Source organism: Amycolatopsis sp. A133, assembly GCF_031082405.1.
In the GTDB taxonomy this organism is placed as follows: Bacteria; Actinomycetota; Actinomycetes; order Mycobacteriales; family Pseudonocardiaceae; genus Amycolatopsis.
Map to the genome: position 1 here is coordinate 62,093 of NZ_JAVHJU010000062.1, position 15,278 is coordinate 77,370.

The 15,278-nt window shown below is 71.0% G+C and carries 13 protein-coding genes; 5 read left to right on the top strand and 8 right to left on the bottom strand.

Annotation, left to right across the window (positions count from 1 at the left end; all coding sequences use genetic code 11):
* Positions 1–62 precede the first annotated feature (62 nt).
* From Q5425_RS37535 to Q5425_RS37545, 3 genes are read left to right on the top strand one after another with little or no spacing between them, the layout of a single operon-like run.
* Positions 63–1,271 (top strand): alpha/beta fold hydrolase, encoded by a 1,209-nt coding sequence (locus Q5425_RS37535; RefSeq protein ID WP_308677149.1) that lies wholly within the window; start codon positions 63–65, stop codon positions 1,269–1,271.
* 40 nt (positions 1,272–1,311) lie between these two features.
* Entirely contained in the window at positions 1,312–1,767 is a 456-nt protein-coding gene (locus tag Q5425_RS37540; RefSeq protein WP_308677150.1) for a MarR family transcriptional regulator, read from the top strand.
* Positions 1,764–2,354, top strand: a complete 591-nt coding sequence (locus Q5425_RS37545) for an NAD(P)H-dependent oxidoreductase (protein WP_308677151.1) — start codon at positions 1,764–1,766, stop codon at positions 2,352–2,354. The genes Q5425_RS37540 and Q5425_RS37545 overlap by 4 nt, the downstream gene beginning before the upstream one ends.
* A gap of 18 nt (positions 2,355–2,372) precedes the next feature.
* On the opposite strand, the gene Q5425_RS37550 is transcribed toward Q5425_RS37545, so the two are convergent.
* Positions 2,373–2,972, bottom strand: coding sequence for a dihydrofolate reductase family protein (locus tag Q5425_RS37550; protein WP_308677152.1), 600 nt, complete (start codon positions 2,970–2,972; stop codon positions 2,373–2,375).
* A 167-nt stretch (positions 2,973–3,139) separates the two neighbouring features.
* On the opposite strand from Q5425_RS37550, the gene Q5425_RS37555 reads away from it, so the two are divergent.
* Entirely contained in the window at positions 3,140–3,880 is a 741-nt protein-coding gene (locus Q5425_RS37555; protein WP_308677153.1) for a ribonuclease activity regulator RraA, read from the top strand.
* Between the two features lie 283 nt (positions 3,881–4,163).
* Here Q5425_RS37555 and Q5425_RS37560 read toward each other — a convergent pair whose 3' ends face one another.
* The 5 genes from Q5425_RS37560 to Q5425_RS37580 form a co-directional block, all read right to left on the bottom strand.
* Complete coding sequence (locus Q5425_RS37560) at positions 4,164–5,432, bottom strand: mandelate racemase/muconate lactonizing enzyme family protein (protein WP_308677154.1); 1,269 nt, start codon at positions 5,430–5,432, stop codon at positions 4,164–4,166.
* A complete protein-coding gene (locus Q5425_RS37565) occupies positions 5,429–7,438 on the bottom strand; it encodes an ABC transporter permease subunit (protein WP_308677155.1) in 2,010 nt (669 codons plus the stop codon). Before Q5425_RS37565 ends, Q5425_RS37560 begins: the two co-directional genes overlap by 4 nt.
* On the bottom strand, positions 7,435–8,859 hold the full coding sequence (locus tag Q5425_RS37570; protein WP_308677156.1) for an extracellular solute-binding protein: 1,425 nt from the start codon (positions 8,857–8,859) through the stop codon (positions 7,435–7,437). Before Q5425_RS37570 ends, Q5425_RS37565 begins: the two co-directional genes overlap by 4 nt.
* Positions 8,860–8,948: 89 nt before the next feature.
* The gene (locus Q5425_RS37575; protein ID WP_308677157.1) at positions 8,949–10,097 is read right to left on the bottom strand and encodes a Gfo/Idh/MocA family oxidoreductase; all 1,149 of its coding nucleotides are present in this window, start codon (positions 10,095–10,097) and stop codon (positions 8,949–8,951) included.
* A gap of 47 nt (positions 10,098–10,144) precedes the next feature.
* Positions 10,145–10,891 (bottom strand): FCD domain-containing protein, encoded by a 747-nt coding sequence (locus Q5425_RS37580; protein WP_308677158.1) that lies wholly within the window; start codon positions 10,889–10,891, stop codon positions 10,145–10,147.
* A gap of 72 nt (positions 10,892–10,963) precedes the next feature.
* Here Q5425_RS37580 and Q5425_RS37585 point away from each other — a divergent pair, with 72 nt between their 5' ends.
* Complete coding sequence (locus tag Q5425_RS37585) at positions 10,964–12,121, top strand: mandelate racemase/muconate lactonizing enzyme family protein (protein ID WP_308677159.1); 1,158 nt, start codon at positions 10,964–10,966, stop codon at positions 12,119–12,121.
* A 410-nt stretch (positions 12,122–12,531) separates the two neighbouring features.
* Here Q5425_RS37585 and Q5425_RS37590 read toward each other — a convergent pair whose 3' ends face one another.
* Together Q5425_RS37590 and Q5425_RS37595 are read right to left on the bottom strand one after the other, a co-directional pair.
* Entirely contained in the window at positions 12,532–13,356 is an 825-nt protein-coding gene (locus tag Q5425_RS37590) for a DUF72 domain-containing protein (RefSeq protein ID WP_308677160.1), read from the bottom strand.
* Between the two features lie 60 nt (positions 13,357–13,416).
* Complete coding sequence (locus Q5425_RS37595; protein ID WP_308677161.1) at positions 13,417–15,273, bottom strand: hypothetical protein; 1,857 nt, start codon at positions 15,271–15,273, stop codon at positions 13,417–13,419.
* Between the last annotated feature and the right edge of the window lie 5 nt (positions 15,274–15,278).

Genomic DNA, 15,278 nt, shown 5'->3' on the forward strand with positions numbered 1-15,278 from the left:
ACCCTACCTTGACTGGCCAAGGTAAAGTTGCCTTGGCCAGTCAAGGTAGAGGGGGCGCCACCGTGATTGAGCCCACCGGCACCCGGATGCGGCGCCTCGTGCGCCCCGGCGCAGTCCTTCGGGGGCAGGAGACCGGCACCGGACCGACCGTCCTGCTGCTCCACGCCGGCGGCGAGCGGCGCCGGGTCTGGACGCCGGTCACCGAGGTCCTCGTCGAGGCCGGCTTCCGGTGCGTGGCCTTCGATCAGCGCGGTCACGGTGACAGCGACGGCTCGGCGCGGGCACTCGCACCGTGCGCGGACGACGTCGCCGCCATGCTGCACGCCGAACCGACGGGTTGCGTGGTCGTCGGCGCCTCGCTGGGCGGGCTCGCCGCCATCGCCGCCCTCGGCGATCCGGCGGTCCGGGCCGGAGTGGCGGGCCTCGTGCTGGTGGACGTCGTACCCGACCCGGATCCTGGCCGGGTCCGCCGCTTCCTCGCCACGGGCGACCGGCTCGACGCCCACAGCGAGCTCGTCGAGGACATCCTCGCCCACGTCCCGGAGCTGCGCCAGGTCACCGCCCAGCTCGACCTTCCCGTCCTGCTGGTTCGCGGCGGCAGCGGGTCGCCCGTCACCGACGACGATGCCGACCGGCTGCTGCGCCTGGCTCCGCACGCCGCCGTGACCCGCATCCGCGGCGCCGGGCACCTCGTCGCCCGGGACCGGCCGGTGGCATTGGCCGAAACCGTCGCCGCCGTCGCGACCGAGTGGCCGGCGCTGGCGCTCCTGCGCGAACTCGGCGCGGAGCAGGTCGTCCATCCCGGCGGGAACCTCCTCGACCACCTCCGGCGCGTGCACGCGCAGGTGGCCGCCTGGGGCGGGAGCCGGCGCGCCCGCCTCGCCGCGCTCTGCCACGCCACCTACGGCACCGACGGCTTCCCGCACCCGCTGCTGCCGCCGGATCGGCGCACCCGCCTGCGAGCGACCGTCGGTGACGACGCCGAGGCCCTCGTCCACCGCTACGGCGCCTGCGACCGGAGCAAGACCTACGCCCACCTCGGCACGACACCGCTCCCGTTCACGGACCGCTTCACCGGCGAGGTCGTTTTCCTGGCCGGCGACGACCTCGCCGACTTCGCTCTCCTGACCATCGCCAACGAACTCGACCTGACCCGCACGGCGGCGCTTTCCCCCGAAACCCGCGGTGCCATCCGGGCCCTCATCGCCGCGCTCGGCGCCTACGTTCCCGACATCGCCGGCCGAGCTCTCGCCGACCCGTCGCTGCACTGAGACTGTTCACAGTTGAACTGTTGACGTGTAGACTATGGCCATGGGCCGGCAACCATCCCTGAATCGGGACCTCATGCGTTACCTGCACCGAGCCGCGCTGCTGAGCGAACGGGCCGGCGATCGCCGGTTCCAGGAGCGGATCGGCATCGGACGGAGCCTGTTCCTGGTGTTGCGGTCGATCGCCGATGCCGGCGACGTCCCCCCGTCGCAGCAGGAGATCGCCGATCTCCTGAGCCTGACGAAGGGCGCCGTCAGCCGCCATGTCGAGACTGCCCGGCAACGCGGGTGGCTGGCCGTCGCGGCCTCGTCGGCGTCTCGGCGTGAGCACGCGTTGACGCTGACCCCCGCGGGCCGGTCCTTGGTGGAAGAGGGGCTGGCCGTGCAACGCGAATACGAGCGGCTCGGCGGCGAGCACCTGACCGATGCCGCCATGTCGACCACGATCCAGACCCTGAAGACGATGTGCGAACTCCTGGCGACCGAGGAGCGGCGGTGAAGATCGCGGTCGTCCTCGGCAGCACCCGGCCCGGCCGCCTCGGCGACCGCGTCTGCCGATTCGTCATGAACCAGGCAGCCCTCGTCGACGGCGCCGAGTTCGCTCTGCTCGACTTGGCCGACCACCCGATGCCGTTCTTCGACGAGCCGGTCGCCCCGCTGGCCAACCACGACCGCCGGCCGTCTGCGGCCGTGCGGGCTTGGCTCGCGGCCATGGCGGCCGCCGACGCCTACGTCTTCGTGACACCCGAGTACAACCACGCGCCGCCTGCCGTGCTGAAGAACGCCTTGGACTTCCTCGCCACCGAGGCCGACGGCAAACCCGCGTCGATCGTGTCGTACTCCACCACCGCACACGGCGGGATCCTGGCCGGTCAGCAGCTGCGGCCGGCGCTGAGCAAAGCGGGCATGCTCCCCTTGCCCAAGAGCCTTCCCCTCGCCCACGCCGACCGGCTGCTCGGCCCCACCGGCGAATTGGTCGAGCGATCCGACCGGGCCCGCCGGGTCGCCGGGTTCGTCCCGGCCTCCCTGCGCGACCTCGTGGCCCACACCCGCGCGCTCAACGCGCTCAGCGAAGCCCGACCGTGAGGTAGCCGGGGGAACCCGTCAGCGGGCGCGGTCGTAGACCATGGCCATCTCCCCGAGCTTGCCGGTCTCCTGGCGGGTGAGCGTCCACTTCGAGGCCGGCAGGCCGTCGTCGAACAGGCGTTGGCCGCCGCCGGTGATTTCGGGGAGGATCATCAGGTACAGGCGGTCGAGCAGGTCCGCCGCGAGCAGCGGCTTGATGATGCTTGCGCTGCTGTTGACGAGGATTTCCCCTTTGCCGCCACCTTTGAGCTCGGTGACGACGTCCGCGGCGGGTGCGTTCACCACGCGGGTGCGTTCCCACGGCGCCTCGGACAACGTGGTCGACAAGACCACCTTGTCCGTGCCGGACAGCCACTTCGCGTAGCCGCGATCCCGCGGATCGGCGTTCTCGTCTTCGGCGACCGACGGCCAATACCCGAGGAAGCCCTCGGCGTTGAGCCGGCCGAGCAGCGCCGTCGTCGCGTTCTCCCAGATGCGGGTCAGGTGGTCTCGCGCGACGTCGGTGGTCACGTACGGGGCGAACGCGGCGAAGTCGCCGGGTCCGGCGGGCCCGTGGTAGCGCCCGTCGAGGCTGAGGGCGATGTTCGCCGTCACCTTGCGTCCACTCGGGTGCGTCATGCCTGCTGTTCCTTTCCCCGGTCCGAAACCCCCGCTCAGTGTGGCAGGCCGGCGGCGGCCGCCGATCGAGCGTCTCGATGGTGTCGCGCAAGGAGGTTCGCCCGGCTAGGCTCGGCTCGAACTCTGGCGATAATCCCGGTCAGCGCGTCCCCGAGGGAGCTACCGACGTGGTCGAGACGCACGACATCGTTCGCCCGCCCGCCGAACTCAGCGCGGCGCTCGCGGCCATCGGCAGCGCGACCGCCAGCGGCGAGCTCAGCCGGATGGGTATTCGCAGCGCCTTCATCCGGGGGCCGGTTTCCGTCACGCCGGGCGTGCGCGTGGCCGGGCCCGCGCTGACGCTGCAGTTCCTGCCGAAGCGGGAAGACCGCTACCCCGTCGACGAGTACGAAGAACCGGAAAAACAGCTGCACCGGCACGTCATGTACCACACCCGGCCCGGCGACATGATCGTCGTCGACGCACGCGGCGACATGAGCAGCGGTGTGTTCGGCGAAATGATGCTGACCTACTTCAAGGGCCGCGGCGGCGCCGGCGTGGTCGTCGACGGGTGCCTGCGCGACACCGGCGAGGCCAAGCAGCTCGGGCTCGGGCTGTGGATCCGCGGCGCCACGCCGAACTTCCACGCCCAGACCGGCATCGTCCCCGCCGCCGTCAACGTGCCGGTCGCCTGCGGGGGCACGCTCGTCGAGCCGGGTGACATCGTCGTTGCCGACGACGACGGGGCCGTCGTCGTGCCGGTCAAGCTCGCCCCGGCCCTGGTGGCCCACGCTCAGGAACACGCGGAGTGGGAAGAATTTTCCCGGATCCGGCTGGCCGAGGGCGGTGACATGCGGCTGTACTACCCGCTGTCGGACGAGGCCCGCCCCGAGTACGAGCGGTGGCGCGCCGAACAGGGCCGCGCCTAGGGCGGCTCTGGCAACGCCTTGGTCCAGGTGACGACGGCGTGCAGGACGACTGCTGCCCGGGAGACGATGGCGAGCTTTGAAGTGGCGTGATGCCGCGGGCGCGCAGATGCCCGCGGATTGCGCGTGAGGAGCAGGCCTTGCCGCCGCGGACGCGGTGGGGCTCGTACGGGCTCGACGGCGTCCGGCCCGAGCGACGCGGCCCGCTGATCATCGGAGAGCACTGGGAACCGCGACACGACCAGCAGCATCCCGGCCACCAGCCGGAATGTTTGCCAGACCAGCCCTAGCTCCACAGCCGGTCGTGGCTCGACTCGCGGTCCCAGTGCGTCGTCTCGGCGAAGAACACCGGGTCGCGCGGGTCGAGGTGACGGCGCAGCAGCTCCTCCTCGATGTCGCCGAACCCCAGTCCCGGTGTGTCCGGCACCGTGATGTGGCCGTCGCGGATCAGCGGGCGGGGCAGGTCGGTGACCAGGTCGCTCCAGAACTCCACCTCGGCCGCGTGGTGTTCGAGGGCGAGGAAGTTCTCCGTGGCGGCCGCCAGGTGCACACACGCCATCGTCGCGATCGGCGACGCCGCCAGGTGCAGCGCCATCGCGATCCCGCGTTCCTGCGCGTAGTCGCCGAGCCGCTTGGTCTCCGCGATCCCGCCCGCCGTCGCCGGGTCGGGGTGCACCACGCGGATCGCGCCGGCGTCCAGCAGCGGCCGGAAGCCGTCGAGCAGGTAGATGTCCTCCCCCGTGCACGTCGGGACGGCGACGGCGTCGGTGAGCTGGCGCCACTGGTCGGTCAGCTGCCACGGGATCAGGTCCTCGATCCACGCCAGGGTGAACGGTTCCAGCGCGCGGCCGATCCGGATGCCCGAGTCGAGGGCGATGTGGCCGAAGTGGTCGGCCGCCAGCGCGACGTCGTAGCCGACGACGGAGCGGACGATGTCCACATAGGACGTCAGGTGGTCGATGCCCTTCGCGGTGACCTGGATGCCGGTGAACGGGTGCATCGTCGTGGAGTTCGCGCGGGCGCCCGGCGGCGCGATCAGCGCCCCCGGCACGTCCCACAGCAGGTCGATGCCCACGTCCATCTTCAGCATCGTGAACCCCCGCTGCTTGCGCTCCAGCAGCCGGGCGCCCATCGCCTGCGGGTCCGGCAGCGACGGCGTGTCCGCGTAGCAGCGGATCTCGTCCCGGAACCGGCCCCCGATCAGCGCGTACGCGGGCACGCCGTACGCCTTGCCCGCCAGGTCCGTCAGCGCCATCTCGACGCCGGAAACCCCGCCGCCCTGGCGGCCGTGGAACCCGAACTGCTTGATCTTGCGGAAGATCTTGTCGAGGTTGCAGGGGTTTTCCCCGACGAGCCTGCTCTTGAGCACGAGCGCGTAGGTGGCGCTGGCCTGGTCGCGCACCTCCCCGTAGCCCACCAGCCCCTGGTTGGTGTCGATCCGGATGATCGACGAGCGGAACGGCACCCCGGCCACGTTGGCCACCCGCAGGTCGGTGATGCGCAGGTCGCTCGGCCGGGACGCCGTCGAGACGTGCTCCTCCGTGATGGCGCTCATCCCTTCACGGCCCCCGCGGTGAGGCCCTCGGTCAGGAACCGCTGCCCGAACCCGTACATGAGCACGACCGGGATGCTGACCAGCAGCGAGGCCGCGGCCAGCTGCCCCTGCGGCACGACGTCACCGAAGATCATCGACTGCATGCCGACCGGCAGGGTCTTGTTCTCGTCCTTGGTGATGAACACGAAGGCGAACAGGAACTCGTTCCACGCGTTGGTGAGGGTGAACAGCGCGACCGCGAGCAGGCCCGGTTTCGCCAGCGGCAGCACGATCCGGCGGAACGCCCCGAACCGCGTGCAGCCGTCGACCAGCGCGGCCTCCTCGAGGTCGGCCGGGATCGACTTGAAGTAGCCGACGAGCAGCCACGTCGCGAACGGCAGCGTGAACGTCGGGTAGGCGAGCACGAGCGACCACAACGAGTCGTTGAGCCCGATCCCGCTCATCAGCTGGTACAGCGGGATGAACAGCAGCGCGCCCGGCATCACGTAGGTGAGCAGGATCGTCACCGTGAAGCTCTCCGAACCGCGGAACTTCAGCCGCGCCAGCGCGTAACCGGCCAGCGCCGCGCAGACCAGGGCGATGACGGTGGACGCCACCGACACCAGGATCGTGTTGACGTACCAGGTGCCGAACGCCTTGCCCGTGAACAGGTTGGTGAACTGCTCGGTGGTCCACGGGGTCGGCCAGAGGTCGTCGGTGCGCGCGACGATCTGGTCGTCCGACTTGAACGCCGTGACCGTCATCCAGTAGATCGGGGCGAGCACAAAACCCAGCAGGCCCACCAGCGCGACCCCCGAGCCGGTGCCGCCGACCAAGCGGACGGCCGGCCGCTTGCTCCGCGCGGCGAGCGCGGAGACGACCCGGCCGACAGCGGCCGCGAGCACCACGAAGACGCCCAGCACCAGCGCGGCTTTCCAGACGATCTGCGGCGACGCCCAGACCAGCACGAGCACCGAGACCACGACGATCACCCACGGCATTGCCCGGCGCTGAGCGGGAGTCAGCCGCCTGCGCCCCAGGTCTGCCGCGCCGGGCAGGTCGCTGCGGCGCATCATCCGCACGAGGATCACCACGAGGACGGCGATGACCGGCAGCATCACCAGCGTGACCGCGGCGCCCGCGCCCAGCTGCAGCTGCTGGATGGCCTTCGAATACGCCACCATCACGTACGGGGCGGTGGCGTCCCCCGGCCCGCCCTGGGTCATCAGCCAGATCAGGTCGAAGTTGTTGAACGTCCAGATCGACGACAGCAGCACCGTCACGATCATGACGGGACGCAGCCCGGGCAGCGTGATGTGCACGAAGCGCTGCCACGGCGAAGCGCCGTCCACCATCGCCGCCTCGTGGAGGTTGCTGTCGATGGCCTTGAGCCCGGCGAGGAACGTCACCGTGAAGAACGGGATGCCCTTCCAGACGTTGACCAGGATGACCGCCGGCATCGCGAGCGCGGGATCGGACAGCCACTCCGCGGGCCACTTGTCGACGAGCCCGATCGCGGCGAGGCCGGGCCCGATCCCGGACTCGGTGAGCAGGACGTTGACGCTGCCGAAGATCGGGTCGAGCAAAGACCGCCAGGTGAAGGCCGTGACGACCGTCGGGATCACCCACGGCAGCAGGATCACCCCGGCGATGATCGCCCGGCCGCGGCGCATGTGGTGCAGCATCAACGCCGCGATGAGGCCGAAGGTCACCTTGAAGATCTCGGCGTACGCGGTGAAGACGAACGAGTTGAGCACGCCTTTGTGGAACAGGGCGTCGTCGACGAGAGCGGTGTAGTTGTCCAGCCCGGCGAAAACCGTCTCCGCGCCGTGGCGCTCGGTGACGCTGGTGACGACCGAGCCGACGATCGGGACCAGGATCAGGCCGGCGACCAGCACCAGCGTCGGCCCGATGAACACCGCGGCGAGGCGCCAGTCGCGCCCGAGCCGCCGCTGCGTCGGCGTGAGCGAAGACGACGCGCGCGGCGCCGGACGGACCGGCGCCGGGCGCGGACGCAGAACGGTCACTGCCGGTAGCCCTGCTGCTCGAAGATCTGGACGATCCGGCCGTGGGTCGCGGCAACGGCGTCGGCCGGCCGGGTGCCCTGGATGACCGACTGCATCATGTCGGTCAGCAGGTAGGCGGCGGTCGCGGCTTGCTCGCCGGGGCTAGGGGCCTGCGGGAACGCGTAGCCGGTCTTGGTGGTCACCGGGAGCTGCGCGCGGGTCTGCTCCCGCAACGCGGGGAAGGCCGGGTCACCGCTCGTGTAGTACGGGTCGGAGTCCCACACCTTGTCCCACGAGGGGTTGACCAGGCAAGGTGCTCCCTTCGCGACACCGAGCAACGCGGTCCCACCGACCATGAACTTCGCCACCAGCTTGGCGAGATCGGGGTTCTTCGCCCCCTTGAACACGACGAACGAGTTGGACTCGCCGAACGCGAGCGGCCGGTCGAGCGCCGGTCCGGTGGCGCCGTTGAAGACGTGGGTGTTGGCGTAGACCGGGTTCTTCTTGGTCTTCGAGTCGGCGTAGACGCTGAACTGGTTGAGCGTGAGCCCGAGGATCTGGGCCAGCCAGTTCTCGTTGTTGCTCGAGTCGGTCCAGCTCCCGATCCCGGGTGGCAGCATCGGCGCGTACTTCGGGTTCGTGTAGATGTCGCCGATGAACGTGACGGCGGCGACCGTCTCCGGCGAGTTGAACACCACCTTCGTGCCGGTGTTGTCCGCGATCGCCCCGCCGTAGGTGTTGATGACGTTCGCGATGAAGCCGTTTGCGTCGCCGGAACGGTTCACCGTGAGGCCCCAGCCGAAGCGGCGCTTCGCCGGGTCCGAGACCGCCAATGCGTTGTCGCGCAGCTCTTCCCACGTGTAGTGCGGCTTGAGCGGCAGGCCCTTCTCCTGGTACCAGTCCTTGCGCAGGTACATCCCGGACGCGATGAAGTGGTAGGGGATCGCGAACCAGCGGCCGTCGAAGACGCAGTACTTGCTCGCCTCCGTCGCGGGCTCCCCGTAAAGCGCTTTCATCTCCGTGACCACATCAGTGACGTCGGTCAGGGCGCCGAGGTTGTGGAGCTGGCCGACGAACCGCCGGTCGCTCACGAAAGCCAGATCGCGGTTGGTGCCCGCCTTCACGTCGGCGTCCATCTTCGCGACCATGTCGCCGGCGTCGCCGGAGACCAGGTCGTTGCGGATCGTGGTCCCGGTGGCCTGCGCAAACACCTGCAGCGACTTGTCCAGCGCCTTGTTGGCGGCCTCCGCGTACAGCTTCTGCGAGAGCATCCCCACCGACCCGCCGCGGAGCCTGGAGGCTTCATCGAGCAGCGCCTTGGGCACCTGGACGTCGACCTGCGGGGCGGGGGCGGGCCCGCTCCCGCAACCGGCGAGACCGAGCACGCCCAGCGCGCTCATCCCGAGGAACGTGCGTCTCGACAGGTCGTTCTTCTCTTCCATGACAACTCCTCGTACCGACGGGGCGACGTTGCAACCGGCGGGACAGCGGGGCGAGTGCCGCGCTGTGAGCCTTCACAAGCTGAGGTCGTTCATGCGGCGAAGGACGCCGTACTGCTGCTGCGTTGTCCTGGCAGCCCGTCGAAGAGCCCGGCCGAGCCACGGGGCCGCCACAGCGGTACCGGGCCCGCGCCGGGCACGGGGTCGAGTGCCAGAGCTGCCGCCCGTTCCGCGGAGTCGAACGCCCGCTGGACGACCATCGCGTTGGCCACACTCTGCGCAACGCTGCCGACCGGCCGCGCTCCGAACCGCACGGCATCGGCGAAGTCGACGAGCTGCGCGCGGTAACCGTTGTCGATCCCGCGGAAGACCGTCGTGTGGGTGGTGGCGTCGGGGCTGCAGCGCGTCACGCGGCGCTCCGACTCGGTTTCGACGAGCACGAGCACACCCTCGGTGCCGTACAGCCGCATCTCGTTGGGTTCGGGCGGCACGGGGATTTCGGGGTAGGACGCGGTGTAGTTGCCGATGGCGCCTCCGGAGAAGACGAGGTTGAGCACGAGGTCCGACGGTGCGTCGATCGTGCTGTTGGCCGCCTGCACCAGACCGTGCACCCGCGCGATTTCGCCGCAGAGCAGCCGGATCTGGGCGATGTGGTGCACGCCGGCGTCGAGGTGCACGCCGCCGCGGTACTGCGGCCGCTGCCGCCACGGCGTGCCGGAGAACCGGCCTTCGCGGGGCACCATCCGGCCGGCGTGCCGCCACGCCATCAGGTGCAGGCGGCCGATCGCGCCGCCGTCCAGCAAGGCGCGGGCGTAACGCAGGTCGTCGCGGAAGAAGATGTTCTCCCCCACCACGAAGGTGCGGTCCGGGTGCCCGGCCGCCAGGGCGAGGAAGCCCGCGGCCTGCTCCGCGTCGACGCCGGCCGGCTTCTCGCAGAGCACGTCCTTGCCCGCCGCGAGCGCGTCGCGCGCCACCTCGTACAAGTGCGGGATCGGCACGGAGATCAGCACGGCGTCCACGTCCTCGCGAGCCAGCAACGCGGCCCGGTCGGCGGTGGCCAGGGCCGGATCGATCCCGCTGTAGCCGGTGAAGCGCCTGCGCTGTTCGGCGGAGGGGTCGGTGAACGCGGTGACCTCGTACCGGTCGGTGAGCCCGCGCAACGCCGGCCAGTGCAGCTTCTCGACCGCGAGCCCGGTGCCGATCAGCCCCAACCGGATCGGTGGGATCGCCGATGCTGCCATGCCTCGTCCGTCCTCGTCATGGGTTCCGGAACTCGGTCGTGCAGTGCTTAACGCCGCTTGGCGGCCCGCTTGCTTCGCTGCTTCTTCTCCGCGAGCAGCGTGGAGAAGTTGTTGCTCAGGTGGTTGCGCATCGCCGCGCGGGCCGCTTCCGGATCGCGCGCCACGAGCGCCTCGTAGATCTCCGTGTGCTGGGCAGTGGCGCGGTGCAGCCCGGCCGGCGCCTCGTTGGTGACGCGCCGGCTGGCCGTGCCGAGCCAGCGGGCGGAGTACATGATCCGGTCCAGGATGCGGTTGTCGGCCGCCCGGCAGATCTCCATGTGGAATTCGTGGTCGACCTCGAGGTAGGCGTCGGGGTCCGCCTCGAGCGCCGCCATCCGGTCGATCTCGTGCCGGAGCCGCTCCAGCGTCTCGTCGGTGACGGCGGCCGCGGCCATCGCGGCCAGTTCGGGCTCGAGCAGTGCGCGCATCTGGTGCAGTTCCTGCAGCAGCTCGTCGACGGTCTCCGCGGGCAGCCACTCGATCAGCAACGGGCTCAGGTAGTCCCACTCCGCGCGGGGGCGCACAACGACGCGGCGGCCCTGCGCGACGTCGACGATGTCGAGCGAGGCGAGGATCTTGAGCGTCTCCCGCGCCACCACCCGGGACACCCCGAACTCGCTCGAGATCTCGAGCTCCGACGGCGCCCGGCCGTCCTCGATTTCGCCGCGGACGATGCGCCGGGTCAGGTGGGCCGCCACCTGCACCGGAAGGGTCCGGACCTTGACAGCGTCCGGAGACTCTTGTCTCCTTGGCATGTCATCAGCTTATAGGACAAGTTGGACTTCGCGACAGTCCGTTCTTCGGCACTACCCGGCGGCGGGAGAGCAATGCGGATCGTGAACGTGACGACGGCCGTGGTGGCCTACCACGGTCAGGCCACCCTGGTGCGGATCGACACCGACGAGGGCCTCAGCGGGTTCGGCGAGGCCAATCCCGACGCGGGCGCGGGCGCCGTCGTCGGGGTGATCAACTCCTTGACCCCCCTCCTGATCGGCGAAGATCCGCGCAACGTCGAGCGGTGCTGGGAGAAGCTGCGCCGCAGCAACGTTTTCGCGGGCTCCCAGGGCGGGGTGTTCGTGATTGCCCTGTCCGGGATCGAGATCGCGCTGTGGGACCTCGCGGGCAAGGCCGCGGGCCAGCCGGTCCACCGGCTGCTCGGCGGGAAGTTCCGCGACCGGATCCGCCTCTACGCCGACTGCGGCGACGGCGACGACCCCGCGGGCTCGATCGCCGGGTGCGTCGACCGGGCCCAGCGGATGGTCGCCGAGGGTTTCACCGCCATCAAGTTCGACATCGACAACCTGCACCACCCGGCCAAGTTCGACACCTTCAACCACACGATCAACGCCGCCGAGCTGAGCTCGATGGTCGAGCGCGTGGCCGCCGTCCGGGAAGCGATCGGGCCGGACATCGACCTGGCCATCGACCTGCACGCCCGCTACGACGTGCCGAGCGCGTGCCGGATCTCGTGGGAGCTCGAGCCGTTCCGCCTGATGTGGCTCGAGGAGCCGCTGCCGGCGGAAAACGTCGACGCGTTGGTGCGGGTGCGCGCGCAGACCCGCACGCCGATCTGCGCGGGCGAGAACCTCTACCTGCGCTGGGGATTCCGCGAGCTGCTCGAACGCGGCGCCGTGGACGTGATCGAGCCGGACGTGCCGAAGTGCGGCGGTCTCGCCGAGGCCAAGAAGATCGCCAACCTGGCGGAGCTGCACTACATCCCGTTCGCACCGCACCTGGTGTCGACGCCGCTGGGCACGATGGCCACGTCACACCAGTGCGGAGCGATCCCCAACTTCTTCGTCCAGGAATGGCACGCCCTCGAGGAGCGAGCCGTGTGGGACAGCTACGTCCACGCCCCCGACGGAAGCGGCTCGATCGTCAAGGACGGCTACATCACGCTTCCCGACACCCCGGGCATCGGCGTGGAGCTCGACATGGACGGCGTCCGGGCCCACGCCGTCGCGGGCTACGGGGTGTTCGAGTAGCGGAGCCGGCACCTTCCGGTTCCCCTTGACGGCGGGGGCGTCGTCGTTCACGGTCCACATTGAGCCTGCACCGCCGATCAGCTCCCCGCCGTCTTCCGCTCCCCCTGTTTTGTGCGCCCTGCGAGGCGGCGTCGCCGGTGGCGCCCGGGATCGGCCGCTGCAGCAGTCGTGGCGGTCGCGAGCGGGCTGCTCACCGTGGCTCCCACGGCGGCGTCGGTCGCCACGGTGGACACCAGCGAGGTGAGCGAGCGCGGTGTCGGGGCAGCGCTGGAGGTGCTCGTCAAGCGCAGTCCCCGGTCGAAGTTGAGCACGACCGTCACGAGACCGACCGGGCGTTCGAGCCGCCGCCGCACGTCACCGAGCGCGAAGCGGAAAGGGTGCCGGAAACCACCCCGAACGGAGGCCGGCGCTCAGAACAGAGTCGCGGGCTCCACCGGCTCCGGCTCCGGCAGGGGCTCGAGATCCGGCACCAGTGCACGCACGTCCTCGTGGAAGCGGCGAGCCAGTTCCGGGGCCTCGTCGTTGGCGGGCGTGTGCACGAACACCGTCGGCGATCGGCCCTCGGCCAGCCAGCCCGCCACCACCTCCGTCCACGGCTGCCAGCCCTCGATCGTCCGGTCGGCCGCGTCACGGCCCAGGTAGCGGATGATCGGGTGGGCGGTCAAGGCCCGGGTGCGGCGGGGCAGTCTCGGCTTCCTGGTCCACGTCTCCCGCTCCATCTCGGTGACCGGTGGGCTCCGGAAGAACACCGTCGTGTCGAACGGGACCCACTCGGTGCCCACGCCGGTGAGGGCGCCCTCCAGCAGCGATGCCGATTCGGCGTCGGTGAAGAACGCCGGGTGGCGGACCTCCACCGCTCGACGGCGGTCGGCGGGCAGCCGGCGCAGGAAGCGGGTGAGGGCGTCGACGTCCGAAGGGCCGAACGAACCCGGCAGCTGGGTCCACAGGACCGCCCGGTCACCGAGGGGTTCGATCGCGTCCAGGAAAGTCCGCATCTCGGTCTCGACCGCGACGAACCGGCGCTCGTGCGTGACGGTCTTGGGCACCTTGACCACGAACCGGAAGTCGGGGCCGGTCTGCTGCGCCCAGGTCGCGACGGTGGCGCGGGCGGGAGTCGCGTAGAACGTGGTGTTGCCTTCGACCGCGTTGCACCAGCCGGCGTAGGCGCGCAGGCGCTCCTTGGCCGGCAGCGACGGCGGCAGGAACCGCCCCGGCCACGCCTTGTGGGTCCACATCGCGCAACCGACATGAAGACGTGCCACCGTGTCCGCTCCCCTCGATCGTGCAGGAAACTACTACCCGGGTCCCACGGCTCTTACGCCTGTCCGCGCCCGGTTCAGGTGACCGGCGAGCGGGATGAGGACCGTGGACACCGCCGCCGCGGCGAGGACCGCCTCCGCGGGGAACGCCGCCTGGGGCAGCACCGCCACCAGCAGGCTTCCCAGCCAGGCCGCGACGACGACGCCGGCTCCGACGGCCGAAGCCGAGTGGCGGACGGCGGACCAGGCTGCTCCGCGGCGCAGGACGTCACGCGCGTTCTGCAGTGCGGTCGCCGCCAGCAGGTAGCCGAAGCCGGCCGCGGCGAGCAGCCACAGCCACCCGGCCTCCACCTCGGTACCGTGCCGGCCCAGCAACCAGGTCTCCCCCGGCGTGCCGGCCTCGGGGGTGAGCAGCGTCGCGTGCGCGGCCCGTTTGACGTCGTTCTTGTGGCCCGGCGGGGCGACGACGACGAGCGAGCGCGGGGTCTGGGTGACCGGCCCGACGGTGATCTTCGTGTCGGTGCCGTACCAGGCGAGCAGGCTTTCGCCCGCGGTGACGCCCATCGGCAGTTTTCCGCCGGCCGCGGCGCAGCTGCCCCCGACCGCGCGGACCGCCTCGCAGGAGCCGGTGAGGGTGACGTCCCCGCCTTCGTACCCGTCCTCGGTCCGCAGCGCCAGGACCGTGCTCCCGGCGGGCAGCCGCGCCACGAAGGCACCGATGCGCTCCGGGCTCGGCTGGGCGGAGTCGACGACCAGCACGCTGTCCCCGCTGCGGCGCTGGATGGCTTCCGCGGCCTCCGCCGGCCCGCCGGTCCGGCTGGTCCAGATCTGGAGCCCGGTGACCAGCGTGACGCCGACGAGGACGGCGGTGAGGGAACGCGTGAACACCGCGGGGTGGCGCGTCGGGTGGCGCTGGAGGAGCGAGGCCGCGGCCCGCGGGAGGCACACCCACAGCCCGGCGGCTCCCGCCAGGAAGACCAGCGGGCCGATTTCGCCGGGAAGGTAAGAACCCGCGGCGGCGACGATCGCCGCGCCCAGGGCGGCGGCGGGCCAGCGCCGGCTCCGCTGCCGGAGGCGCGGAGGGCGCACGATGCCCGTCAGCCCCACCGGGATCGCTGCCGCGAGCAGGATCGCGAGGGCGAAGAACGGCCACGCCGCCCGCAGGTCGGCCGGGTCGAGGACGTACCCCGTCACCGGCAGGCGCAGCTGCGTCGTCATCGCGACGGCCAGTACGGCGACGGCGAGCGCCACTCCCCCGAGCACCGGCGGCACCGCGTCCCGCCGCGACTGTCCAAACCGGACAGCGGTGGCGACCAGCCACAGCGCGGGCAGGACGAGCAGGATGATGAGGGCGAGCAGGAACGTCGTCGGCGCCGCATCCGTGCTGTCCCCGAAGACGGTCTCCGCGCCGAAACCCGTGATGGGAAGCCAGTTCGGACGTTCGGCTTCGGGGGGCGCGGTCGCGGGCCGCACGTAGGCCAGCCGCTCGGAGCCCGAGAGCAGCCCCGCGTCCCCGATGGCGCCGGCGTACCGGCCGTAGCGGGTCTCGACGTGTTCCGCGCTGCCGGCGCCGGCCAGCGCCGGGGACAGGAACACCTCACCCGGTGCGGGCCACCGGCTCAGGCCGGGTGGTGGCGGCGCCGACGGGGTCAGCGGCTCCAGGAGGACGACGTCGTGCGGCGTCCGCCCGATCGCGTCACGCACGCCTTGCCACAGCGCGACGACGCCGCCGCCGTCATCGGCGATCACCGGACCGCGCGCGTATTCCCGGCCGGCCCGCCCTTCTTGCACGGCGAGCACCGCCACGACGGACAGCATCGCCAAGGCGAGGCCGAACGAAGCGAGCACCAGCGCGAAGAACCGGAACCTCGGGGAGACCACATCGCCGGCCATCACGG

Bases quoted from the DNA above. Each gene is read 5' to 3' on its own strand.
- Q5425_RS37540 (WP_308677150.1), top strand. From the start codon at position 1,312: ATGGGCCGGCAACCATCCCTGAATCGGGACCTCATGCGTTACCTGCAC.
- Q5425_RS37550 (WP_308677152.1), bottom strand. From the start codon at position 2,972: ATGACGCACCCGAGTGGACGCAAGGTGACGGCGAACATCGCCCTCAGC.
- Q5425_RS37560 (WP_308677154.1), bottom strand. From the start codon at position 5,432: ATGAGCGCCATCACGGAGGAGCACGTCTCGACGGCGTCCCGGCCGAGC.
- Q5425_RS37570 (WP_308677156.1), bottom strand. From the start codon at position 8,859: ATGGAAGAGAAGAACGACCTGTCGAGACGCACGTTCCTCGGGATGAGC.
- Q5425_RS37575 (WP_308677157.1), bottom strand. From the start codon at position 10,097: ATGGCAGCATCGGCGATCCCACCGATCCGGTTGGGGCTGATCGGCACC.
- Q5425_RS37580 (WP_308677158.1), bottom strand. From the start codon at position 10,891: ATGCCAAGGAGACAAGAGTCTCCGGACGCTGTCAAGGTCCGGACCCTT.
- Q5425_RS37585 (WP_308677159.1), top strand. From the start codon at position 10,964: ATGCGGATCGTGAACGTGACGACGGCCGTGGTGGCCTACCACGGTCAG.
- Q5425_RS37590 (WP_308677160.1), bottom strand. From the start codon at position 13,356: ATGTGGACCCACAAGGCGTGGCCGGGGCGGTTCCTGCCGCCGTCGCTG.
- Q5425_RS37595 (WP_308677161.1), bottom strand. From the start codon at position 15,273: ATGGCCGGCGATGTGGTCTCCCCGAGGTTCCGGTTCTTCGCGCTGGTG.